General features: G+C 50.7%; 18 protein-coding genes, 4 tRNA genes and 1 rRNA gene. 19 read left to right on the top strand and 4 right to left on the bottom strand.

Going from position 1 to position 23,385, the window contains the following annotated elements:
* Positions 1 to 120 precede the first annotated feature (120 nt).
* The 3 genes from rrf (at position 121) to birA (ending at position 2,360) form a co-directional block, all read left to right on the top strand.
* Positions 121 to 236, top strand: a 5S ribosomal RNA gene (rrf, locus tag ACUY4Q_RS22845).
* 136 nt (positions 237 to 372) lie between these two features.
* Positions 373 to 1,401, top strand: a complete 1,029-nt coding sequence (gene murB, locus ACUY4Q_RS22840) for a UDP-N-acetylmuramate dehydrogenase (protein WP_458044914.1) — start codon at positions 373 to 375, stop codon at positions 1,399 to 1,401.
* Positions 1,398 to 2,360, top strand: coding sequence for a bifunctional biotin--[acetyl-CoA-carboxylase] ligase/biotin operon repressor BirA (gene birA, locus ACUY4Q_RS22835; RefSeq protein WP_458044913.1), 963 nt, complete (start codon positions 1,398 to 1,400; stop codon positions 2,358 to 2,360). Before murB ends, birA begins: the two co-directional genes overlap by 4 nt.
* A 27-nt stretch (positions 2,361 to 2,387) precedes the next feature.
* Here birA and coaA read toward each other — a convergent pair whose 3' ends face one another.
* A complete protein-coding gene (gene coaA / locus ACUY4Q_RS22830) occupies positions 2,388 to 3,338 on the bottom strand; it encodes a type I pantothenate kinase (protein WP_458044912.1) in 951 nt (316 codons plus the stop codon).
* Between the two features lie 667 nt (positions 3,339 to 4,005).
* On the opposite strand from coaA, the gene ACUY4Q_RS22825 reads away from it, so the two are divergent.
* From ACUY4Q_RS22825 to ACUY4Q_RS22750, 16 genes are all read left to right on the top strand, one after another.
* Positions 4,006 to 4,081, top strand: a tRNA-Thr gene (locus ACUY4Q_RS22825).
* Between the two features lie 8 nt (positions 4,082 to 4,089).
* A tRNA-Tyr gene (locus ACUY4Q_RS22820) sits at positions 4,090 to 4,174 on the top strand.
* 116 nt (positions 4,175 to 4,290) lie between these two features.
* Positions 4,291 to 4,365: transfer RNA gene (locus ACUY4Q_RS22815), tRNA-Gly, on the top strand.
* Positions 4,366 to 4,371: 6 nt separating this feature from the next.
* Positions 4,372 to 4,447 (top strand) — tRNA-Thr (locus ACUY4Q_RS22810).
* 110 nt (positions 4,448 to 4,557) lie between these two features.
* A complete protein-coding gene (tuf, locus tag ACUY4Q_RS22805) occupies positions 4,558 to 5,742 on the top strand; it encodes an elongation factor Tu (RefSeq protein WP_458044911.1) in 1,185 nt (394 codons plus the stop codon).
* A 227-nt stretch (positions 5,743 to 5,969) separates the two neighbouring features.
* The gene (secE, locus tag ACUY4Q_RS22800; RefSeq protein WP_437434176.1) at positions 5,970 to 6,353 is read left to right on the top strand and encodes a preprotein translocase subunit SecE; all 384 of its coding nucleotides are present in this window, start codon (positions 5,970 to 5,972) and stop codon (positions 6,351 to 6,353) included.
* Between the two features lies 1 nt (position 6,354).
* Positions 6,355 to 6,900, top strand: a complete 546-nt coding sequence (nusG, locus tag ACUY4Q_RS22795) for a transcription termination/antitermination protein NusG (protein WP_002438628.1) — start codon at positions 6,355 to 6,357, stop codon at positions 6,898 to 6,900.
* Between the two features lie 157 nt (positions 6,901 to 7,057).
* Positions 7,058 to 7,486, top strand: a complete 429-nt coding sequence (rplK, locus tag ACUY4Q_RS22790) for a 50S ribosomal protein L11 (protein ID WP_058914236.1) — start codon at positions 7,058 to 7,060, stop codon at positions 7,484 to 7,486.
* 3 nt (positions 7,487 to 7,489) lie between these two features.
* Entirely contained in the window at positions 7,490 to 8,194 is a 705-nt protein-coding gene (gene rplA / locus ACUY4Q_RS22785; protein ID WP_458044910.1) for a 50S ribosomal protein L1, read from the top strand.
* A 414-nt stretch (positions 8,195 to 8,608) separates the two neighbouring features.
* On the top strand, positions 8,609 to 9,106 hold the full coding sequence (gene rplJ, locus ACUY4Q_RS22780) for a 50S ribosomal protein L10 (protein ID WP_007704673.1): 498 nt from the start codon (positions 8,609 to 8,611) through the stop codon (positions 9,104 to 9,106).
* A gap of 66 nt (positions 9,107 to 9,172) precedes the next feature.
* On the top strand, positions 9,173 to 9,538 hold the full coding sequence (rplL, locus tag ACUY4Q_RS22775; protein WP_437434178.1) for a 50S ribosomal protein L7/L12: 366 nt from the start codon (positions 9,173 to 9,175) through the stop codon (positions 9,536 to 9,538).
* Between the two features lie 320 nt (positions 9,539 to 9,858).
* Positions 9,859 to 13,887: a DNA-directed RNA polymerase subunit beta gene (gene rpoB, locus ACUY4Q_RS22770; RefSeq protein ID WP_458044909.1), complete on the top strand. Its 4,029-nt coding sequence runs from the start codon at positions 9,859 to 9,861 to the stop codon at positions 13,885 to 13,887.
* Between the two features lie 76 nt (positions 13,888 to 13,963).
* Positions 13,964 to 18,187, top strand: a complete 4,224-nt coding sequence (gene rpoC / locus ACUY4Q_RS22765) for a DNA-directed RNA polymerase subunit beta' (protein ID WP_458044908.1) — start codon at positions 13,964 to 13,966, stop codon at positions 18,185 to 18,187.
* A 510-nt stretch (positions 18,188 to 18,697) separates the two neighbouring features.
* Entirely contained in the window at positions 18,698 to 19,951 is a 1,254-nt protein-coding gene (gene ulaA, locus ACUY4Q_RS22760) for a PTS ascorbate transporter subunit IIC (protein ID WP_458044907.1), read from the top strand.
* A 55-nt stretch (positions 19,952 to 20,006) separates the two neighbouring features.
* Positions 20,007 to 20,330: a cupin domain-containing protein gene (locus tag ACUY4Q_RS22755; RefSeq protein WP_458047423.1), complete on the top strand. Its 324-nt coding sequence runs from the start codon at positions 20,007 to 20,009 to the stop codon at positions 20,328 to 20,330.
* Positions 20,331 to 20,479: 149 nt separating this feature from the next.
* A complete protein-coding gene (locus tag ACUY4Q_RS22750; RefSeq protein WP_458044906.1) occupies positions 20,480 to 21,544 on the top strand; it encodes an alpha/beta hydrolase family protein in 1,065 nt (354 codons plus the stop codon).
* On the opposite strand, the gene ACUY4Q_RS22745 is transcribed toward ACUY4Q_RS22750, so the two are convergent.
* From ACUY4Q_RS22745 to ACUY4Q_RS22735, 3 genes are all read right to left on the bottom strand, one after another.
* Entirely contained in the window at positions 21,462 to 22,520 is a 1,059-nt protein-coding gene (locus ACUY4Q_RS22745; RefSeq protein WP_458044905.1) for a helix-turn-helix domain-containing protein, read from the bottom strand. The two genes, ACUY4Q_RS22750 and ACUY4Q_RS22745, sit on opposite strands and share 83 nt — an antisense overlap.
* A 155-nt stretch (positions 22,521 to 22,675) precedes the next feature.
* The gene (locus ACUY4Q_RS22740) at positions 22,676 to 22,996 is read right to left on the bottom strand and encodes a PTS lactose/cellobiose transporter subunit IIA (RefSeq protein WP_458044904.1); all 321 of its coding nucleotides are present in this window, start codon (positions 22,994 to 22,996) and stop codon (positions 22,676 to 22,678) included.
* Between the two features lie 4 nt (positions 22,997 to 23,000).
* On the bottom strand, positions 23,001 to 23,306 hold the full coding sequence (locus ACUY4Q_RS22735) for a PTS sugar transporter subunit IIB (RefSeq protein WP_437434185.1): 306 nt from the start codon (positions 23,304 to 23,306) through the stop codon (positions 23,001 to 23,003).
* Positions 23,307 to 23,385 lie beyond the last annotated feature (79 nt).

Raw genomic sequence — 23,385 nt, 5'->3', positions numbered from 1 at the left:
CTGAGACAAGGCGGCAAACGCAGTGACGGAAGGAGCATACTGAGGTATGTGACTGACGTTCACAAGAGCAGCCAACGCAGTATCAGCACAAAAGCCACAGGACAGAGCACAAAGAATTTGCCTGGCGGCACTAGCGCGGTGGTCCCACCTGACCCCATGCCGAACTCAGAAGTGAAACGCCGTAGCGCCGATGGTAGTGTGGGGTCTCCCCATGCGAGAGTAGGGAACTGCCAGGCATCAAACACGTGAAGAGCCCATCCTGACGGATGGGCTTTTTGCGTTTTTATTCCCCGGAAAAGCTTATCTATAACCACAAGCGCACATCTTGCAGATACGGTAAACTAGCCTGGTTTCTGCATCAGGATAGCGTCTATGAATCACTCCCTTAAGCCCTGGAATACATTTGGTATCAACCGGAATGCTCACAATATTGTCTGTGCTGAAAGTGTTCAGCCATTACTAAATGCGTGGCAAAGCGCGACTCAGAACCATCAGCCGGTACTTATTCTGGGCGAAGGCAGCAACGTCCTCTTCCTGGATGACTTTTCAGGGACTGTTATCGTCAACAGGATAATGGGCATTGAGGTTACAGAAAGCGAAGACGCCTGGCATCTCCATGTCGGTGCCGGTGAGAACTGGCACAATCTGGTGCAATTTACGCTCGATAACAGTATGCCTGGGTTGGAAAACCTCGCACTTATCCCGGGGTGTGCAGGCTCATCGCCGATTCAAAACATTGGCGCTTATGGCATAGAGCTAAAAAACGTCTGTGAATATGTAGAGTGTGTTGAGCTGACAACGGGAAAGAACACGCGCCTTAGCGCCAAAGAGTGCCGCTTTGGTTACCGTGACAGCATATTTAAGCATGAATACCAGGATCGCTATGTGATTGTCGCAGTCGGTCTGCGTTTAGCGAAAAAATGGACACCGATCTTATCCTATGGTGATCTGATCCGACTGGATCCTGCTACCGTGACGGCTAAAGAGGTATTTGATACGGTCTGTCATATGCGTATGAGTAAGTTGCCTGATCCAAAAGTAAATGGTAATGCAGGGAGCTTCTTCAAAAACCCGGTGATTTCCCATCACAAAGCGACATCTTTACTCGCTGAATGGCCACATGCGCCACATTATCCCCAGGCTGACGGGAGCGTAAAGCTAGCCGCGGGGTGGCTTATCGATCAGTGTCAGCTGAAGGGCACAGTTGTAGGTGGCGCAGCTGTACATCGACACCAGGCACTGGTGTTAATTAATGAAAACAATGCGACCAGTAATGATGTGGTAAAACTGGCGCACCTCGTACGTGAACGGGTTGGCGAGAAATTTGATATCTGGCTGGAGCCTGAAGTCCGTTTTATTGGCGCAAGTGGTGAAGTGAACGCAGTAGAGGTTATTGCATGAAGGACAACACAATCCCATTGACGCTGGTTTCACTGCTCGCTGACGGTGAATTTCATTCTGGCGAACAGTTAGGTGAACGCCTGGGAATGAGCCGTGCTGCTATTAATAAACATATCCAAACTCTTCGCGATTGGGGAGTCGATGTTTTTACCGTTCCAGGTAAGGGATACAGTCTGCCGGAGCCGATTCAATTGCTGAGCCAGTCCTGGATATCTGAACAGGTCCCTGACGGTAACGTGGCAGTGTTATCTGTTATCGATTCTACCAATCAGTATTTACTGGACCGGATTTCTGAAATTGCGTCGGGTGATGCGTGCGTGGCGGAATATCAGCAGGCGGGCCGCGGTAGACGTGGCCGTAAATGGTTCTCTCCATTTGGTGCTAACCTATACCTCTCTATGTACTGGCGTCTTGAGCAAGGTCCGGCTGCTGCCGTCGGGCTGAGCCTGGTTATTGGCATGGTCATGGCGGAGGTATTACAGGAGCTTGGTGCTGATAAAGTGCGCGTAAAATGGCCGAATGATCTTTATCTTAACGATCGTAAACTTGCAGGCATCCTCGTGGAATTAACGGGAAAAACAGGCGATGCAGCGCAAATCGTTATTGGTGCGGGTATCAATCTTGTAATGCGTAACATTGAAGAGAGTGTCATTAATCAGGCCTGGACCAACCTGCAAGAAGCCGGTATCACCATTGACCGTAATGTATTGGCGGTTCGTCTGATCACCGAGCTGCGTTCTGCTCTCGCGCTCTTTGAAGAAGAGGGACTCGCGCCCTGGTTGTCCCGCTGGGATCAGCTTGATAATTTCATCAACCGCCCGGTTAAACTTATTATTGGCGAACGTGAAATTTTCGGTATTTCTCGCGGCATTGATATGCAAGGCGCATTGCTTCTGGAACAAGATGGAGTTATTAAACCCTGGATGGGGGGGGAAATCTCTCTGCGTAGCGCTGAATGAAGAAGGGGAGTTCAGGCTCCCCTCTTTTTATTTGCGTAAGCGTACTTGCTCAACAGCGTGGTTTGCACTTTTGGTCATTATCAGACTGGCACGCTCACGTGTTGGAAGAATATTTTCCTGCAGATTGAGCCAGTTAATTTCCTGCCAAAGTGATGTAGCAATCTCAACGGCCTCTTCTTCCGATAATTTTGCGTAATTATGGAAATAAGAATCTGGGTCGGTAAAGGCGCCTTCTCTGAATTTCAGGAAGCGGTTAATATACCAACGTTTAAGCAACTCCTCGGGCGCATCCACGTATATCGAAAAGTCGACAAAGTCGGAGACGAACACATGGTGAGGATCGTGAGGATAATCCATTCCGCTTTGCAGGACATTTAATCCTTCAAGAATCAATATATCCGGCTGTGCGACCGTTTTATCTCCATCAGGAATGACATCATAAATCAGATGCGAATATACCGGTGCGGTAACATTTGTCGCACCAGATTTAATATCTGAGACAAATTTAACCAGACGGTGCATATCATAAGACTGAGGAAAGCCCTTCTTCTTCATCAGGTCGCGATCTTTCAAAACCTGATTCGGATGTAAGAAACCATCAGTGGTAATCAATTCTACGCGACGGTGTTCCGGCCAGCGGCTTAATAGTGCCTGTAAGACACGCGCAGTCGTACTCTTACCTACGGCAACACTGCCAGCGATACTAATAATATAGGGAATACGTTGGCCATCGGTGCCTAAAAATTGCTCAAGAACAGCCTGGCGGCGCAAGTTAGAACTAATATAGAAATTGAGCAAACGGGAAAGAGGAAGATAAATTTCAGCAACCTCTTCCAGAGAGAGGTCTTCATTAATGCCTTTTAACCGTGCGATTTCACCTTCAGTAAGCGTCATTGGCACTGAATCACGAAGTGCAGCCCACTGGCTACGATTGAACTGTAAGTACGGGGTCATTAACGTTTGTTCTTTTTTACTCATAAGCTTTTATGCCTGCCATTCTGGCTCGCCACATATGCTCCTGAAACACTGCGAGAAGCCTTCTCTATCGATTATGTGATGGCGTGACGTTATGGAAATAAGTTAGGACAATGGGCAGGAGGTTAACACCAGATGGCGGGGAATAATATGAAAAATGTCTATTGCATGACGCTTATCAAAACGAGTATCACGTTCCTCCTGAGGGTGACGAAACGCGCGCCCTGATTGCATCACTTCCGTTACCCCTTCTTTACTCCTGCCAGGATGATGCCATAGCATGCGCAGCCATTCCTGGGGCATTCTGCGCTATACCTTACCTCCCTCTTCTATAAGTTGATTATGGATAGCTTTGCTGCGAGCGGAAGGAAAGCTTACGGGGGCCGCCTGACTTTCCATGGTCAGAGGCTTATTTTAGATACATGGGCCTGATTTTTCCGCGCCACACTAAGCACGGCTGTTTATTGCTGGCAGAAATTCAATGCACTTTTACAGTCGACTGACTAACGTCTGCTATTTGAATCATCGAGATCGTTCTTTTTTTACACTGAGTTGCTTGAAATAGCACCATTTACCGGTCTCTTCGTTTAAAATGTGAGCGAAAGAATATTTTATGCAATTTTTTAGTTGCATGAACTCTCAGGTCTCCATAGAATGCGCGCTACTTGATGCCGACTTAGCTCAGTAGGTAGAGCAACTGACTTGTAATCAGTAGGTCACCAGTTCGATTCCGGTAGTCGGCACCATCAAGTCCGGTGGGGTTCCCGAGCGGCCAAAGGGAGCAGACTGTAAATCTGCCGTCACAGACTTCGAAGGTTCGAATCCTTCCCCCACCACCACTTTCTGGCAGCGTTTTCGCCGCCTGAGCGGGTTAGAAAATTTAATCAGCTCAAACAATAAAAGAGATTTATCTCTTTTTTTGTACAGAAAGAACTGGGTAGCCGAGTTTCAGGATGCGGGCATCGTATAATGGCTATTACCTCAGCCTTCCAAGCTGATGATGCGGGTTCGATTCCCGCTGCCCGCTCCAAGACGTGCTGATATGGCTCAGTTGGTAGAGCGCACCCTTGGTAAGGGTGAGGTCCCCAGTTCGACTCTGGGTATCAGCACCACTTCATTCCTCCCTCCCAATTCTCTCTGTTACTTAATTCAACAAGTCGGGCATGTTGCCTGGTTGATGTGGTGATATCACCGATTTATCCGTGTCTTAGAGGGACAATCGATGTCTAAAGAAAAGTTTGAACGTACAAAACCGCACGTTAACGTCGGTACTATCGGCCACGTTGACCATGGTAAAACAACGCTGACTGCTGCAATTACTACCGTTCTGTCCAAAACCTTCGGTGGCCAGGCTCGTGCATTCGACCAGATCGATAACGCGCCGGAAGAAAAAGCACGTGGTATCACCATCAACACCTCTCACGTTGAATACGATACCGAAATCCGTCACTACGCACACGTAGACTGCCCGGGCCACGCCGACTATGTTAAAAACATGATCACTGGTGCTGCGCAGATGGACGGCGCGATCCTGGTTGTTGCTGCGACTGACGGCCCGATGCCGCAGACCCGTGAGCACATCCTGCTGGGTCGTCAGGTAGGCGTTCCTTACATCATCGTGTTCCTGAACAAATGTGACATGGTTGATGACGAAGAGCTGCTGGAACTGGTTGAAATGGAAGTTCGTGAACTTCTGTCACAGTACGACTTCCCGGGCGACGACACCCCGATCGTTCGTGGTTCCGCGCTGAAAGCGCTGGAAGGCGAAGCTGAGTGGGAAGCGAAAATCATCGAACTGGCTGGCTACCTGGACTCTTACATCCCGGAACCAGAGCGTGCGATTGACAAGCCGTTCCTGCTGCCTATCGAAGACGTATTCTCCATCTCCGGCCGTGGTACTGTTGTTACCGGTCGTGTAGAGCGCGGTATCGTTAAAGTAGGCGAAGAAGTTGAAATCGTTGGTATCAAAGAGACTGCCAAGTCTACCTGTACTGGCGTAGAAATGTTCCGCAAACTGCTGGACGAAGGCCGTGCGGGTGAGAACGTTGGTGTTCTGCTGCGTGGTATCAAACGTGAAGAAATCGAACGTGGTCAGGTACTGGCTAAGCCGGGCACCATCAAGCCGCACACCCAGTTCGAATCTGAAGTGTACATTCTGTCCAAAGACGAAGGCGGCCGTCATACTCCGTTCTTCAAAGGCTACCGTCCGCAGTTCTACTTCCGTACAACTGACGTGACTGGCACCATCGAACTGCCGGAAGGTGTTGAGATGGTAATGCCGGGCGACAACATCAAAATGGTTGTTACCCTGATCCACCCAATCGCGATGGATGACGGTCTGCGTTTCGCAATCCGTGAAGGCGGCCGTACTGTTGGTGCGGGCGTGGTAGCAAAAGTTATCGCTTAATCGCTGATAACATTTGACGCTATGCGCAATAAAAGGGCATCATTTGATGCCCTTTTTGTACGCGCTCGAATCAGAACCTGGCTCATCAGTGATTTTTTTCTCATAATCATTGCTGAGACAGGCTCTGTAGGTAGCGTTGAGTCCGAAACGCGACAAAGCTTTTCGGTTTGGTTGCCTCGCTCATGCGGGGCAAAAATGTTTGTCTGATTCTTGTAACGGGTTGGTTTATGAGTGCGAATACCGAAGCTCAAGGGAGCGGGCGCGGCCTGGAAGCGATGAAATGGGTTGCTGTTGCTCTACTGCTCATTGTGGCTATTGTAGGCAACTACCTCTATCGTGACATGATGCTGCCGCTGCGTGCGCTGGCCGTGGTGATTCTGATTGCTGCAGCGGGTGGTGTCGCGCTGTTGACAACGAAAGGTAAAGCAACCGTTGCTTTTGCCCGTGAAGCGAGAACCGAAGTCCGTAAGGTTATTTGGCCAACTCGCCAGGAAACATTGCACACCACATTGATCGTAGCTGCGGTAACTGCGGTTATGTCACTTATTTTGTGGGGCCTGGATGGTATTCTGGTTCGCCTCGTTTCCTTTATCACTGGCCTGAGGTTCTGAGATGTCTGAAGCTCCTAAAAAGCGCTGGTACGTCGTTCAGGCGTTTTCCGGTTTTGAAGGCCGCGTAGCAACATCGCTGCGTGAGCATATCAAATTACACAATATGGAAGAGTTGTTTGGTGAAGTCATGGTGCCGACCGAAGAAGTGGTCGAAATCCGTGGCGGCCAGCGTCGCAAAAGCGAACGTAAATTCTTCCCGGGCTACGTGCTGGTCCAGATGGTTATGAACGATGCAAGCTGGCACCTGGTGCGCAGCGTACCGCGCGTAATGGGCTTCATCGGTGGTACTTCCGATCGTCCGGCACCGATCAGCGATAAAGAAGTTGATGCGATTATGAACCGCCTGCAGCAGGTTGGTGATAAACCGCGTCCGAAAACGCTGTTTGAACCGGGTGAGATGGTCCGTGTTAGTGATGGTCCGTTTGCTGACTTCAACGGGGTTGTTGAAGAAGTCGACTACGAGAAATCTCGTCTTAAAGTTTCTGTTTCAATCTTCGGTCGTGCGACCCCGGTTGAACTGGACTTTGCTCAGGTCGAAAAAGCCTAAGTTATCGATCAAAAAGTCAGCGATTAAATCGTTGCACAAGGCGCGAAATTGGCATACAATTTCGCGCCTTTTGTTTTTATGGGCCAAGCCCGTAAAACGATTTTTATACATCGGGGAGCTTCTCTGAAGCGCTATTACCCAATTTGAGGATTTAAGAATGGCTAAGAAAGTCCAGGCCTACGTCAAGCTGCAGGTTGCAGCTGGCATGGCAAACCCGAGCCCACCGGTTGGTCCGGCTCTGGGTCAGCAGGGTGTTAACATCATGGAATTCTGTAAAGCGTTTAACGCGAAAACTGATTCCATGGAAAAAGGTCTGCCAATTCCGGTTGTTATCACCGTTTATGCCGACCGTTCTTTCACTTTCATTACCAAAACGCCTCCGGCAGCAGTTCTGCTGAAGAAAGCGGCTGGTATTAAGTCTGGTTCCGGTAAGCCGAACAAAGACAAAGTGGGCAAAATCTCCCGCGCTCAGCTGCAGGAAATCGCTCAGACTAAAGCCGCGGACATGACTGGTGCTGATATTGAAGCGATGACTCGCTCAATTGAAGGTACTGCACGTTCCATGGGCCTGGTAGTGGAGGATTAAGAAATGGCTAAACTGACCAAGCGCATGCGCGTGATCCGTGAGAAAGTTGATGCGACCAAACAGTACGACATCAACGAAGCCGTTGCTCTGCTGAAAGAGCTGGCCACTGCTAAATTCGTAGAAAGCGTAGACGTTGCCGTTAACCTCGGCATCGACGCACGTAAATCTGACCAAAACGTACGTGGTGCGACTGTACTGCCGCACGGTACTGGCCGTTCCGTTCGCGTAGCCGTATTTACCCAGGGTGCAAACGCTGAAGCTGCTAAAGCTGCAGGTGCTGAACTGGTAGGTATGGAAGATCTGGCTGACCAGATCAAAAAAGGCGAAATGAACTTCGACGTTGTTATTGCTTCCCCGGATGCAATGCGCGTTGTTGGTCAACTGGGCCAGATCCTGGGTCCACGCGGCCTGATGCCTAACCCGAAAGTGGGTACCGTAACCCCTAACGTTGCTGAAGCGGTTAAGAACGCTAAAGCAGGTCAGGTTCGTTATCGTAACGACAAAAACGGCATCATCCACACCACCATCGGTAAAGTGGACTTTGATACTGACAAATTGAAAGAAAACCTGGAAGCTCTGCTGGTTGCGCTGAAAAAAGCGAAACCGACTCAGGCTAAAGGCGTGTACATCAAGAAAGTTAGCATCTCCACCACCATGGGTGCAGGTGTTGCAGTTGATCAGGCTGGCCTGAGCGCTGCTGCAAACTAATGCCTTTACGTGGGCGGTGGATTTGTCTACAATTCTACCCCCACGATTCTGTTGAAAGATACAGACGCTATGCGAGTCATTTGAATTGCAGCAAGGCGGCAAGCGAGTGAATCGGCAGGAGCATAGTTAACTATGTGACTGGCGTGAGCGAGAGCAGGCAACGCAGCAGCAGTTCAAAGGACGATGTCATAGAAAGAATTTGTTCGTTGGAGCCTGGCCTATCCAGGCCTCCGTCGAAGACCGCAGGTGTTTCGTTAGAAACTTAATCCCCTGCGTAGACGGTGACAGAACGCTAAGATTATTTTTTGATACTCTGGCTTGTTTCTGCTCACCGTATTAAGACGCTCTTTCGTTTGGAAGAGTGAAGTGAGTTCCAGAACATTTTGTTCTGGCAAACATCCAGGAGCAAAGCTAATGGCTTTAAATCTTCAAGACAAACAAGCGATTGTTGCTGAAGTCAGCGAAGTAGCCAAAGGCGCGCTGTCTGCAGTAGTTGCGGATTCCCGTGGCGTTACTGTGGACAAAATGACCGAACTGCGTAAAGCAGGTCGCGAAGCCGGCGTATACATGCGTGTTGTTCGTAACACCCTGCTGCGCCGTGTTGTTGAAGGTACTCAATTCGAGTGCCTGAAAGACGCGTTCGTTGGTCCGACCCTGATTGCATATTCTATGGAACACCCGGGCGCTGCTGCTCGTCTGTTCAAAGATTTCGCGAAAGCGAATGCAAAATTTGAGGTCAAAGCTGCAGCCTTTGAAGGTGAATTGATCCCGGCATCGCAAATCGATCGCCTGGCAACTCTGCCGACCTACGAAGAAGCAATTGCACGCCTGATGGCAACCATGAAAGAAGCTTCGGCTGGCAAACTGGTTCGCACTCTGGCTGCTGTTCGCGATGCGAAAGAAGCTGCTTAATCGCAGTTATCTTTGTAAAGCATCTGCTTACGTATAAACTTATTCTGATTTTCAGGAACAATTTAAATGTCTATCACTAAAGATCAAATCATTGAAGCAGTATCCGCTATGTCTGTAATGGACGTTGTTGAGCTGATCTCTGCAATGGAAGAAAAATTCGGTGTTTCCGCTGCTGCTGCTGTAGCTGTAGCTGCTGGCCCGGCTGAAGCTGCTGAAGAAAAAACTGAATTCGACGTAATTCTGAAAGGCATCGGCGCTAACAAAGTTGCTGTTATCAAAGCAGTACGTGGCGCAACTGGTCTGGGTCTGAAAGAAGCTAAAGACCTGGTAGAATCTGCACCTGCTGCCCTGAAAGAAGGCATCAGCAAAGACGACGCCGAAGCACTGAAAAAATCCCTGGAAGAAGCTGGCGCTGAAGTTGAAGTTAAATAAGCCAACCTTTCCGGTTGCAGCCTGAGTAATTAGGCTGATGGCTGGTGACTTTTTAGTCACCAGCCTTTTTGCGCTGTAGGGTACCGGTAGCATTTCTCACTGTTTGACTACGGGTTACCTGTTCAATGTTTGTTTCTATCTATGACTTAATATACTGCGGCAGGGCGCGAGTTCTGTGTAAACCGCAATGAAATGATTTAAGCGTGATAGCAACAGATATTGCGGAAAGTTTTCTATTTTCCGATCAACAAAATGGTGTTGCATAAACTGTCCATTCGACGGACAGAGTGGGTCGACTTGTCAGCGAGCTGAGGAACCCTATGGTTTACTCCTATACCGAGAAAAAACGTATTCGTAAGGATTTTGGTAAACGTCCACAAGTACTGGACATTCCATATCTCCTTTCTATCCAGCTTGACTCGTTCCAGAAGTTTATCGAGCAAGATCCCGAAGGGCAGTACGGTCTGGAAGCAGCTTTCCGCTCCGTGTTCCCCATTAAAAGCTACAGCGGCAATTCGGAGCTGCAGTACGTCAGCTACCGTCTGGGCGAACCTGTTTTTGACGTTAAAGAATGTCAAATCCGTGGCGTAACCTATTCTGCACCGCTGCGCGTAAAACTGCGTCTGGTGATCTACGAACGTGAAGCGCCGGAAGGCACCGTTAAAGACATCAAAGAGCAGGAAGTCTACATGGGCGAAATTCCGCTCATGACTGACAACGGTACCTTTGTTATCAATGGTACTGAGCGTGTTATCGTTTCTCAGCTGCACCGTAGTCCTGGCGTCTTCTTTGACTCCGACAAAGGTAAAACCCACTCATCGGGTAAAGTGCTGTATAACGCGCGCATCATTCCTTACCGTGGTTCCTGGCTGGACTTCGAATTCGATCCGAAGGACAACCTGTTCGTACGTATCGACCGTCGCCGTAAATTGCCTGCGACCATTATTCTGCGTGCGCTGAACTACACCACTGAGCAGATCCTTGACCTGTTCTTTGAGAAAGTAGTATTCGAAATTCGCGACAACAAGCTGCAAATGGAGCTGTTGCCGGAACGTCTGCGTGGTGAGACTGCCTCCTTTGATATCGAAGCCAATGGCAAGATCTACGTAGAAAAAGGTCGTCGTATTACGGCGCGCCATATTCGTCAGCTGGAAAAAGACGAGATTCAGCACATTGAAGTACCGGTTGAGTACATCGCAGGTAAAGTCGTTTCTAAAGACTATATCGACGAATCTACCGGTGAGCTGATCTGCCCGGCGAACATGGAACTGAGCCTGGATCTGTTGGCTAAGCTGAGCCAGTCTGGCCACAAGCGTATCGAAACGCTGTTCACCAACGACCTGGATCACGGTGCGTACATTTCTGAAACTGTTCGCGTCGACCCAACTAACGACCGTCTGAGCGCGCTGGTAGAAATCTACCGCATGATGCGCCCGGGCGAGCCGCCGACGCGTGAAGCCGCTGAAACCCTGTTCGAGAACCTGTTCTTCTCTGAAGACCGTTACGATCTCTCTGCTGTAGGTCGTATGAAGTTCAACCGTTCGCTGCTGCGTGACGAGATTGAAGGTTCCGGCATCCTGAGCAAAGACGACATCATTCAGGTTATGCGTAAGCTGATTGGTATTCGTAATGGTCAGGGTGAAGTCGATGATATCGACCACCTCGGTAACCGTCGTATCCGTTCTGTAGGCGAAATGGCGGAAAACCAGTTCCGCGTTGGCTTGGTACGTGTTGAGCGTGCGGTGAAAGAGCGTCTGTCTCTGGGCGATCTGGATACCCTGATGCCTCAGGATATGATCAACGCCAAGCCGATTTCTGCGGCAGTGAAAGAGTTCTTCGGTTCCAGCCAGCTGTCTCAGTTTATGGATCAGAACAACCCGCTGTCTGAGATTACGCACAAACGTCGTATCTCCGCACTCGGCCCGGGCGGTCTGACCCGTGAGCGTGCAGGCTTTGAAGTTCGAGACGTACACCCGACCCACTACGGTCGCGTATGTCCAATCGAAACGCCTGAAGGTCCGAACATCGGTCTTATCAACTCCCTGTCCGTTTACGCACAGACTAACGAATACGGTTTCCTTGAGACCCCGTATCGTAAAGTGACTGACGGCGTTGTGACTGACGAAATTCATTACCTGTCTGCTATCGAAGAAGGCAACTACGTTATCGCTCAGGCGAACTCCAACCTGGATGACGAAGGCCACTTTGAAGAAGACCTGGTAACGTGCCGTAGTAAAGGCGAATCCAGCTTGTTCAGCCGCGACCAGGTTGACTACATGGACGTATCCACCCAGCAGGTGGTATCCGTCGGTGCGTCCCTGATCCCGTTCCTGGAACACGATGACGCCAACCGTGCATTGATGGGTGCGAACATGCAACGTCAGGCGGTTCCGACTCTGCGCGCTGATAAGCCGCTGGTGGGTACCGGTATGGAACGTGCTGTTGCCGTTGACTCCGGTGTAACTGCGGTGGCTAAACGTGGCGGTCTGGTTCAGTACGTGGACGCATCCCGTATCGTTATTAAAGTTAACGAAGACGAGATGTACCCAGGCGAAGCCGGTATCGACATCTATAACCTGACCAAGTACACCCGTTCTAACCAGAACACCTGCATCAACCAGATGCCGTGCGTGTCCTTAGGTGAGCCAATTGAGCGCGGCGACGTGCTGGCTGACGGCCCGTCCACCGATCTCGGTGAACTGGCGCTCGGTCAGAACATGCGCGTAGCGTTCATGCCGTGGAATGGTTACAACTTCGAAGACTCCATCCTCGTATCCGAGCGTGTGGTTCAGGAAGACCGTTTCACCACCATCCACATTCAGGAACTGGCGTGTGTGTCCCGTGACACCAAGCTGGGGCCGGAAGAGATCACCGCTGACATCCCGAACGTGGGTGAAGCTGCGCTCTCCAAACTGGATGAATCCGGTATCGTTTACATCGGTGCAGAAGTGACCGGCGGCGACATTCTGGTTGGTAAGGTAACGCCGAAAGGTGAAACCCAGCTGACGCCAGAAGAAAAACTGCTGCGTGCGATCTTCGGTGAGAAAGCGTCCGACGTTAAAGACTCTTCTCTGCGCGTACCGAACGGTGTCTCTGGTACCGTTATCGACGTTCAGGTCTTTACCCGCGATGGCGTAGAAAAAGACAAACGTGCGCTGGAAATCGAAGAGATGCAGCTGAAGCAGGCGAAAAAAGACCTGTCTGAAGAACTGCAGATCCTCGAAGCTGGCCTGTTTAGTCGTATCTACGCGGTGCTGGTTGCTGGCGGTGTTGAAGCTGACAAGCTTGACAAACTACCGCGCGATCGCTGGCTGGAACTTGGCCTGACCGACGAAGAGAAACAAAATCAGCTGGAGCAACTGGCTGAACAGTACGACGAACTGAAGCACGAGTTCGAGAAAAAACTCGAAGCGAAACGCCGCAAAATCACTCAGGGCGACGATCTGGCACCAGGCGTGCTGAAAATCGTTAAAGTGTATCTGGCCGTTAAACGTCAGATTCAGCCGGGTGACAAAATGGCAGGCCGCCACGGTAACAAGGGTGTTATCTCTAAGATCAACCCGATCGAAGATATGCCTCACGACGCTAACGGTACGCCGGTAGATATCGTGTTGAACCCGCTGGGCGTACCGTCTCGTATGAACATCGGTCAGATCCTTGAAACCCACTTGGGTATGGCTGCAAAAGGCATTGGCGATCAAATCAACGCCATGCTGAAGCAGCAGGAAGAAGTGGCCAAGCTTCGCGAGTTTATCCAGAAGGCATACGATCTGGGTACTGACGTTCGTCAGAAAGTCGACCTGAATACCTTCAGCGATGAAGAAGTACTGCGTCTGGCTGAGAACCTGAAAAAAGGTATGCCGATCGCAACACCTGTCTTCGACGGTGCAAAAGAGTCTGAAATCAAAGAGCTGTTACAGCTGGGTGGCCTGCCGAGTTCCGGTCAGATCACACTGTTCGACGGTCGTACCGGTGAGCAATTCGAGCGCCAGGTCACCGTGGGTTACATGTACATGCTGAAACTGAACCACTTGGTTGATGACAAGATGCATGCGCGTTCTACCGGTTCTTACAGCCTGGTTACTCAGCAGCCGCTGGGTGGTAAGGCACAGTTCGGTGGTCAGCGCTTCGGGGAGATGGAAGTGTGGGCGCTGGAAGCTTACGGCGCAGCATACACCCTGCAGGAAATGCTTACCGTTAAGTCTGATGACGTGAACGGTCGTACCAAGATGTATAAAAACATCGTGGACGGCAACCATCAGATGGAACCGGGTATGCCAGAGTCCTTCAACGTACTGTTGAAAGAGATTCGTTCGCTGGGTATCAACATCGAGCTGGAAGACGAGTAACTCTCGCTCAAACAGGTCACTGGTGCTGGCGTAACAGCCAGCGCCAGATTGTGCTAACTCCGACGGGAGCAAATCCGTGAAAGATTTATTAAAGTTTCTGAAAGCGCAGACTAAAACCGAAGAGTTTGATGCGATCAAAATTGCTCTGGCCTCGCCAGACATGATCCGTTCATGGTCTTTTGGTGAAGTTAAGAAGCCGGAAACCATCAACTACCGTACGTTCAAACCTGAACGTGACGGCCTTTTCTGTGCGCGTATTTTCGGGCCAGTAAAAGATTATGAGTGCCTGTGCGGTAAGTACAAGCGCCTGAAGCACCGTGGTGTGATCTGTGAGAAGTGCGGCGTTGAAGTGACCCAGACTAAAGTGCGTCGTGAGCGCATGGGCCACATTGAACTGGCGTCTCCAACTGCCCACATCTGGTTCCTGAAATCTCTGCCGTCCCGTATCGGCCTGCTGCTGGATATGCCGCTGCGCGATATCGAACGTGTTCTGTACTTCGAATCTTATGTGGTTATCGAAGGCGGGATGACGAACCTGGAACGTAACCAGATTCTGACCGAAGAACAGTATCTGGATGCGCTGGAAGAGTTCGGTGACGAGTTTGACGCGAAGATGGGTGCGGAAGCGATCCAGGCCCTGCTGAAGAGCATGGATCTGGAGCAAGAGTGCGAGCAGCTGCGTGAAGAGCTGAACGAAACCAACTCCGAAACCAAACGTAAAAAGCTGACCAAGCGTATCAAACTGCTGGAAGCATTCGTTCAGTCTGGTAACAAACCAGAGTGGATGATCCTGACCGTTCTGCCGGTTCTGCCGCCAGATCTGCGTCCGTTGGTTCCGCTGGATGGTGGTCGTTTTGCGACTTCTGACCTGAACGATCTGTATCGTCGCGTCATTAACCGTAACAACCGTCTGAAACGTCTGCTGGATCTGGCGGCGCCGGACATCATCGTACGCAACGAAAAACGTATGCTGCAGGAAGCGGTTGACGCCCTGCTGGATAACGGTCGTCGCGGTCGTGCGATCACCGGTTCTAACAAACGTCCTCTGAAATCTTTGGCCGATATGATCAAAGGTAAACAGGGTCGTTTCCGTCAGAACCTGCTCGGTAAGCGTGTTGACTACTCCGGTCGTTCTGTTATCACCGTAGGTCCATACCTGCGTCTGCATCAGTGCGGTCTGCCGAAGAAAATGGCACTGGAACTGTTCAAACCGTTCATCTACGGCAAGCTGGAACTGCGTGGCCTCGCCACCACCATCAAAGCCGCGAAGAAAATGGTTGAGCGTGAAGAAGCTGTCGTTTGGGATATCCTGGACGAAGTTATCCGCGAACACCCGGTACTGCTGAACCGTGCACCAACACTGCACCGTTTGGGTATTCAGGCATTTGAACCGGTACTGATCGAAGGTAAAGCAATCCAGCTGCACCCGCTGGTTTGTGCGGCCTATAACGCCGACTTCGATGGTGACCAGATGGCTGTTCACGTACCGCTGACGCTGGAAGCCCAGCTGGAAGCGCGTGCGCTGATGATGTCTACCAACAACATCCTGTCTCCAGCGAACGGCGAGCCAATCATCGTTCCTTCTCAGGACGTTGTACTGGGTCTGTACTACATGACCCGTGATTGTGTTAACGCCAAAGGCGAAGGCATGGTGCTGACCGGCCCGAAAGAAGCTGAGCGTATTTATCGCGCTGGCCTGGCCTCTCTGCATGCGCGCGTTAAAGTGCGTATCACCGAATACGAAAAAGATGAAAACGGTAAGTTTGTTGCGAAAACCAGCCTGAAAGACACGACCGTTGGCCGTGCGATTCTGTGGATGATCGTACCTAAAGGTCTGCCGTTCACTATCGTGAACCAGGCACTGGGTAAGAAAGCGATCTCCAAGATGCTGAACACCTGTTACCGTATTCTGGGGCTGAAACCGACCGTTATTTTTGCGGACCAGACGATGTACACCGGCTTTGCTTATGCAGCGCGTTCAGGTGCATCTGTAGGTATTGATGACATGGTCATCCCGGAGAAAAAACACGAGATCATCTCTGAAGCGGAAGCGGAAGTTGCTGAGATCCAGGAGCAGTTCCAGTCTGGTCTGGTAACAGCGGGCGAACGCTATAACAAAGTTATCGATATCTGGGCCGCGGCGAACGATCGTGTATCCAAAGCGATGATGGACAACCTGCAGACTGAAACCGTCATTAACCGTGACGGCGTAGAAGAGCAGCAGGTTTCCTTCAACAGCATCTACATGATGGCCGACTCCGGTGCGCGTGGTTCTGCAGCACAGATTCGTCAGCTGGCAGGTATGCGTGGTCTGATGGCGAAGCCAGATGGCTCCATCATCGAAACGCCAATCACCGCGAACTTCCGTGAAGGTCTGAACGTACTCCAGTACTTCATCTCCACGCACGGTGCGCGTAAAGGTCTGGCGGATACCGCACTGAAAACCGCGAACTCCGGTTATCTGACGCGTCGTCTGGTTGACGTTGCGCAGGACCTGGTGGTCACCGAAGACGATTGTGGCACCCTCGAAGGTATCACCATGACCCCGGTTATCGAGGGTGGTGATGTTAAAGAGCCGCTGCGCGATCGCGTTCTGGGCCGTGTCACTGCTGAAGATATTCTGAAGCCGGGTACTGCAGACATTCTGGTTCCACGTAACACACTGCTTCACGAGCACATGTGTGACCTGCTGGAAGCTAACTCTGTTGACTCTGTGAAAGTACGTTCAGTCGTATCCTGTGACACCGACTTTGGTGTATGTGCACACTGCTACGGTCGTGACCTGGCGCGTGGCCACATCATCAACAAAGGTGAAGCAATCGGCGTTATCGCTGCACAGTCCATCGGTGAGCCGGGTACACAGCTGACGATGCGTACGTTCCACATCGGTGGTGCGGCATCTCGTGCGGCTGCTGAATCCAGCATCCAGGTGAAAAACAAAGGTAGCATCAAGCTCAGCAACGCGAAATCGGTTGTGAACTCCAGCGGTAAGTTGGTAGTGACCTCCCGTAACACCGAGCTGAAACTGATCGACGAATTCGGTCGTACCAAAGAGAGCTATAAAGTCCCTTACGGTGCTGTCATGGCGAAAGGTGATGGTGAGCAGGTTGCTGGCGGCGAAACCGTAGCAAACTGGGATCCGCATACCATGCCGGTTATCACCGAAGTAGCGGGCTTCATTCGCTTCACCGACATGATCGACGGCCAGACGATTACTCGTCAGACCGACGAACTGACCGGTCTCTCCTCGCTGGTGGTTCTGGATTCTGCAGAACGTACCGCAGGTGGTAAAGATCTGCGTCCGGCGTTGAAAATTGTTGATGCGAACGGTAACGACGTTCTGATCCCAGGCACCGATATGCCTGCTCAGTACTTCCTGCCGGGCAAAGCGATTGTTCAGTTGGAAGATGGTATCCAGATCGGTGCTGGTGATGCTCTGGCGCGTATTCCGCAGGAATCCAGTGGTACCAAAGATATCACCGGTGGTCTGCCGCGCGTTGCGGATCTGTTCGAAGCACGTCGTCCGAAAGAGCCAGCAATCCTTGCGGAAATCAGCGGTATCATTTCCTTCGGTAAAGAAACCAAAGGGAAGCGTCGTCTGGTGATCACCCCGCTGGATGGTAGCGATCCGTACGAAGAGATGATTCCGAAATGGCGTCAGCTTAACGTGTTCGAAGGTGAACGTGTAGAACGTGGTGACGTGGTTTCCGACGGTCCGGAAGCACCGCATGACATTCTGCGTCTTCGTGGTGTTCACGCTGTTACGCGTTACATCACCAACGAAGTCCAGGACGTTTACCGTCTGCAAGGCGTTAAGATTAACGATAAACACATCGAAGTTATCGTTCGTCAGATGCTGCGTAAAGCGACCATTGAAAATGCAGGTAGCTCCGACTTCCTGGAAGGCGAACAGGTTGAATACTCTCGCGTTAAGATTGCTAACCGCGATCTGGAAGCGAACGGCAAAATCGCAGCAACCTATGCTCGCGACCTGCTGGGTATCACTAAAGCGTCTCTGGCAACCGAGTCCTTCATCTCTGCAGCATCGTTCCAGGAAACTACCCGTGTCCTGACCGAAGCGGCTGTTGCAGGTAAGCGTGATGAACTGCGCGGTCTGAAAGAGAACGTTATCGTGGGTCGTCTGATCCCGGCTGGTACGGGTTATGCGTACCATCAGGATCGTATGCGTCGTCGTGCAGCAGGCGAACTGCCAGCAGCACCGCAGGTCACTGCAGAAGATGCATCCGCGAGCCTGGCAGAACTGCTGAACGCAGGTCTGGGCGGTTCTGACAACGAGTAATCGTTGCTGATACGTTAGCTTAAGTTAAGCTGCACCCCAAAGGTTGGATACCAACTGAGTAAGGTGCAGTTTTTTTTGCCTTTTTTCTACTCACTTCCTCTTCTCTTTCTGATTAAAACTCTCACTCCTCTTAAGAAGTAAAATCCAAGATTAATTAAAATGAAATGGTGTTTTAGTTGTGTGCGTCACAATTTCTTTTCTGCCATTTGTTAAAATGCACACCGTTAGCAGGTGTTTTATCCATACCATTTAATTGACCCAAAGAGAGGGCCTTATCTTCAACTCTTATTGTTAAGTTTTATATTCAGATTTATAGCTACTGGTTAAATTTACCAGTGCTTCATTATATTTTTAACAATGTATTTCTTGCCTCGGTTGCGGCAGCATAAAAATAATTAATCTGAGGTTTATTTCTCAGGAATCGGCTCGTTTCAATATTACTGAAATACTAACTATAAGACATAAAGAATTAACGGTTGATTATTACTTACGGTGAGAAGGGTTTATTCTATGGATTACGTGATAAAAATACTTGGCACGCCTGCCATTATTATCGCTTTTATTGCATTTTTAGGACTGGCATTACAAAGAAGCAGCATCAGTAATATTGTTAAAGGCACACTTTTGGCCTTTATTGGTTTTGTACTGATTAAAACCGGGGGCAGTATTCTTGGCGGCGTGCTGACCATGTTCAGTGACCTGTTCACCAATGCCTTCGGCCTGCGGGGCGTGGTGCCCAGCAACGAAGCAATTATGGCTCTGACTATTGATAAACTTGGGCGACCTGCCGCTTTTATCCTTTTCTTTGCCATGATTATCAATATATTGATGGCACGTTATACCCGATTTAAAGCTATCTATTTGTCGCTGCATTTAATTGTCTTTATGTCTTTCTCAGTAACCGCTGCGCTTATCGGGCTGGGGTATAGTGAACAATTTGCAATTATTTTCGGTTCGCTTGTTATTGGCTGCTATATGGCCGTGTTCCCGACAATCCTTTCCCGCTTTAGCCGCAAGATCATAGGCCATAATGATTACTGTATTGCCCATGCGGCATCCAGTTCGTACATTATTGGCTCCTACCTCGGCAAGTGGTTTGGTAATACCGCTACCAATGTTGAAGAAGTAAAAGTCAGCGATAAGTTCAGCTTCCTGAAAAACCCGGACGTCGCGACATTCATCACCATGTTCTGCCTGCTAGGGGTCTCTTCCCTATTTGCAGAGCCGGCGTACCTCGAAAAAATGCTGGCGGGTAAGCCCTATCTGGTCTGGCTGTTAGAAAAATCAGCAACCTTTGCTGGTGGTTTGTATATCGCCAAAAAAGGCGTCGTGATGTTCACGGAAGAAATTGTTCCGGCGTTCAAAGGGTTTTCACAAATCGTCGCACCGGGCTCTATCCCGGCAGTGGACCCGATGGTGCTTTTCGATAAATCACCTAACGCCGTGTTGATCGGGTTTTTAGTCAGCTTTATGGCCGAGCTGTTCTGCGTGGCTCTGTTCCCGATGATTGGCCTGCCGATTATTATTCCTGGCATTATGGCGAGCTTTATCACTGGTGGCAGTGCGGCAATCTTCGGTAATGCGACAGGGGGATTCAGAGGCGCAATTATCGCCAGCTTTGTCAATGGCCTGCTACTTTGTGTTCTTCCGGCCCTGGTACTTCCGCTGTTCAGCCATCTTGGCGTAGACAGCGTCACCTTTGCCGACCCTGACTTTACCTTCTTGTCCGCTATCATCAAATATACGTTTGGCTTAGGTCATTAATTCTGCAGCAGGCCGGCTCTCAGGCCTGCATATTCTTTTTTAGCGAGGTGTCATGATGTTTATTTATAAAAAAGAGACGGTTCTCCAGGATCTGGGTAACGGCGTCAGCCGCAGAATTCTGGCCCATGGCGGAGGCATGATGGCGGTGGAAGTCAATTTCACCGAAGGTGCCGTAGGGCCAATGCATAGCCACCCACATGAGCAACTGACGTATGTGTTGTCGGGGCGCTTCAGCTTTACGATTGATGGCGTAACAAAAGAGGTCAGCGCCGGCGATACCCTCTATAAAAAGCCAAATGTTGAACACGGCTGCGTTTGTCTGGAGGCGGGAACCTTACTGGATACCTTCACGCCGCAACGCGAAGACTTTCTGTCTTAACATTTTTGCTTCGAATGAAAGAAAAACCCGCTCTGGCGGGTTTTTTAATACCCAAAAACCCTCAAAAAAGACCTCGATCGTGTTTCAGGACGCGCCAGATGTGCAGGGCTGCTAAAAAAGCCGGGTGTTCATTAACCGGGGATATCCCTATGTTTCGTTATTTTTTTCTATTCTTCATCACTGCTTTATTCAGTCATCTGGCCAGTGCAGACGTCGGTTTTCGTCAGTTCACACTCAATAATGGGGACGACCGTGCTACTGACGTTACCCTTTGGTATCCCACTTCTGATAAAGGAAAATCTGCACAGGTAGGTGAGAACCGTGTATTTCTCGGTACGCCTGCCTTGAATGATGCCCAGCCTATCGCCCAGCCTCATCCTCTTTTATTACTTTCTCACGGTTATGGCGGCAACTGGCGCAACCTGAACTGGCTGGCCAGTGGAATGGCGCAGCAGGGCTATATCGTGGCCGCGGTCGATCATCCCGGCACCACAACCCGAAACAAAGACAAGCTTGCGGCACAGCAGCTTTGGCAGCGCCCGCATGACCTGACGCTTTTGCTCAGCCATTTATTGAAAAAACCTGAGCTTGCCGGGCCGGTCGACCCCGAGCGCATTGCGGCCGTTGGCCACTCTCTTGGAGGCTGGACAGTCATCGAACTGGCGGGTGGGAAGTTCTCAACGGATCGCTTTTTGGCGGATTGCAAAATCCATCAGGCTTTAGGCGGCTGCAAACTGGCGCAGGTGTTGGGCATTGATAAGCCTGAGTCACGGGCTCCGCTGGCGGTAAGCCAGGGTGACGGGCGCATCAAAGCGGTGGTCTCTCTGGATTTAGGACTGGCTCGGGGCTTCACGCCTGAAAGCCTGGCGCAGATCTCGCTACCCGTACTGGTGATGGCCGCGCAGGCTGACAGCGATGACGTTCCCGCCCGGCTTGAATCGGGTTATCTGTTCGATTCACTCCCGAAAAATCGTCGTCACTACGTCAGTGTGGCGGGGGCGACGCATTTCAGCTTTATGCAAGTGTGTAAACCCGGTGCCGTGGCGTTGATTGAGGCCCAGGATCCAGGCGATGGCATCGTGTGTCGCGACGGCGGGAGTCTGCCTCGGCAGGCCATCCATCAGCAGTTGTTCATGACGATAAGTCAGTTTTTAAATCAGACGCTGCGTTATCAGCCGCCGCACGGCGATAATCACCAGGGCTCATCCCGCTGACGCGCGTAAATTCACGGTTAAAGTTGGATTTTGTGGAAAAACCAGCCTCCAGCATGATTTGAGTCACCGGCGCGCCTGACTGCACTAATAAGCGCTGTGCATGCTGTATACGAAAGCCATTAATCCACTGGGAAACATTGCAGCCCCTTACACGGTTGATGGCCCGGGATATCTGTCGTGCGGGTATCCCGGTTTTTCGTGCCAGCCCCTGTAAAGAGAGATCCGGGTCGAGGAAAAGCGTGCGCGTGGTAAGCGCGTTTTCCAGTTCCTGACAGAGCGTATGGACTTCAGGATCCTCAGCCTCTGGTTCCTCTACTTCGGGTTCGGTAGCCTCTACGGCTATGTGGGGTGGGGGTGACGCGATTTTTCGTCCCGTGAACAAAATCGCCAGGCAAATAAAGGGCAACAAGAGACCTTGTGAAATTGCAACCAGCACCGGCGCATGTCGCCCATGGTACTGACTAAAATCATACGCTATTGCGATATCCGTCAGGCTGGAAAAGCACAGGAAGCATCCTGCGGCAAACGCCATCACCGAGGTTGTCGGTGAATCGCTAAGCCGCGTTAAGATAAAAGCATCAGCGCCCAACAGGGCCGTTCTGAGTAGCGCAATGCCATACCCCAGATAAAGCAGCACCAGCACGGCATCCGTTGCATCGGGCCTGGCAAGATTCACCAGCAGGGCGAGGATGGGCGGTATAACGGACGTCGAAATATGCCAGCCGCGCTTCTGCCCGGTAAGATCGGTAAAGCAGCGCCATACCAGCGGCGGGAAAAGTATCGCCAGCAGCGATTGAAGCTGCCGAAATAGCACGTCATCAAACGCCCAACGCAGGGCAGACATCATGACCAGAAGCGTACAACCGATGATGAAGTACATCACCCCCCGCGATTTCTCACCCGGCTGCAGGCAAACTTTGGCCAGTAAAATAAGCAGCACGAAAAGCGTAAAGACGGGAAAAGGGAGCGAAGGCATAGGTAACCTGGGTCCTGATGTGGCTTAACAGAAACAATGCTCCTGTTGTGCCATAAATGACGGGAAAATACACGCCACCAGATAGCGCGTTGACAGCGTATAAAAAGCAAAATGCCCGACACTTCGGGCATCATGCATGACTGATGAAAATCTTATTATGCGTTAACGGGCGGCAGGCGGCGGTACAGTTCTATCATATCGCCCGCCAAATCCTGGATGACCATGGCATTCATCAGGTGATCCTGCGAATGCACGGTAATTAGATTGACCGGCAATTTACCGGTTCCTTCGTCAAGACCGATGAGCTGGGTCTGGATTTTATGCGCATTCTTCACAAATTCGTGTGATTCTTCCATCGCCTGTTCGGCACCGGCGAAGTCGCCCTTGCGTGCCAGTTGCAAGGCTGTCAGCGCCTGACTACGTGCTGCACCGGCGTTAACCAGCAGCTCCATGATAATGGTTTCTAAATCTTCCACGCGCTTACTCCATCAGCTTGAGGGCTTTTTCCAGAACGACATCACCTTTCATCATGCCGTAATCCATCATGTCGATAACGGCGACTTTTTTACCTAACGGATCGGCCTGTGCCTGCAGTTTGGCCTGCTCATATTTGACTTGCGGCCCTAACAGTACGATGTCTGCCGTGGCGATATTGTCTTTAAATTCCGCTACCGGAACCGCCTTAATAGTGACTTCTACCCCTTTTTTCTGCGCTGCGTCTTTCATGCGTTGAACCAGCATGCTGGTGGACATTCCCGCAGCACAGCATAAAACGATGTTTTTCATAGTCAGCCTCGATGTGGATGGGATAACTGATAATTATCCCGCGAGGGCCGCTTCAACAACCGCATTTCCATGAATGTGT

This window comes from Phytobacter cepae, from assembly GCF_054165735.1.
The sequence above is the reverse complement of the archived record's forward strand: the minus strand, read 5'-3'. Positions and strand labels throughout refer to the sequence as shown.

What these genes read in the sequence shown, in the direction of transcription:
- murB (WP_458044914.1), top strand. Translation starts at nt 373, where the DNA reads ATGAATCACTCCCTTAAGCCCTGGAATACATTTGGTATCAACCGGAAT.
- birA (WP_458044913.1), top strand. Translation starts at nt 1,398, where the DNA reads ATGAAGGACAACACAATCCCATTGACGCTGGTTTCACTGCTCGCTGAC.
- coaA (WP_458044912.1), bottom strand. Translation starts at nt 3,338, where the DNA reads ATGAGTAAAAAAGAACAAACGTTAATGACCCCGTACTTACAGTTCAAT.
- tuf (WP_458044911.1), top strand. Translation starts at nt 4,558, where the DNA reads ATGTCTAAAGAAAAGTTTGAACGTACAAAACCGCACGTTAACGTCGGT.
- secE (WP_437434176.1), top strand. Translation starts at nt 5,970, where the DNA reads ATGAGTGCGAATACCGAAGCTCAAGGGAGCGGGCGCGGCCTGGAAGCG.
- nusG (WP_002438628.1), top strand. Translation starts at nt 6,355, where the DNA reads ATGTCTGAAGCTCCTAAAAAGCGCTGGTACGTCGTTCAGGCGTTTTCC.
- rplK (WP_058914236.1), top strand. Translation starts at nt 7,058, where the DNA reads ATGGCTAAGAAAGTCCAGGCCTACGTCAAGCTGCAGGTTGCAGCTGGC.
- rplA (WP_458044910.1), top strand. Translation starts at nt 7,490, where the DNA reads ATGGCTAAACTGACCAAGCGCATGCGCGTGATCCGTGAGAAAGTTGAT.
- rplJ (WP_007704673.1), top strand. Translation starts at nt 8,609, where the DNA reads ATGGCTTTAAATCTTCAAGACAAACAAGCGATTGTTGCTGAAGTCAGC.
- rplL (WP_437434178.1), top strand. Translation starts at nt 9,173, where the DNA reads ATGTCTATCACTAAAGATCAAATCATTGAAGCAGTATCCGCTATGTCT.
- rpoB (WP_458044909.1), top strand. Translation starts at nt 9,859, where the DNA reads ATGGTTTACTCCTATACCGAGAAAAAACGTATTCGTAAGGATTTTGGT.
- ulaA (WP_458044907.1), top strand. Translation starts at nt 18,698, where the DNA reads ATGGATTACGTGATAAAAATACTTGGCACGCCTGCCATTATTATCGCT.
- ACUY4Q_RS22755 (WP_458047423.1), top strand. Translation starts at nt 20,007, where the DNA reads ATGTTTATTTATAAAAAAGAGACGGTTCTCCAGGATCTGGGTAACGGC.
- ACUY4Q_RS22750 (WP_458044906.1), top strand. Translation starts at nt 20,480, where the DNA reads ATGTTTCGTTATTTTTTTCTATTCTTCATCACTGCTTTATTCAGTCAT.
- ACUY4Q_RS22745 (WP_458044905.1), bottom strand. Translation starts at nt 22,520, where the DNA reads ATGCCTTCGCTCCCTTTTCCCGTCTTTACGCTTTTCGTGCTGCTTATT.
- ACUY4Q_RS22735 (WP_437434185.1), bottom strand. Translation starts at nt 23,306, where the DNA reads ATGAAAAACATCGTTTTATGCTGTGCTGCGGGAATGTCCACCAGCATG.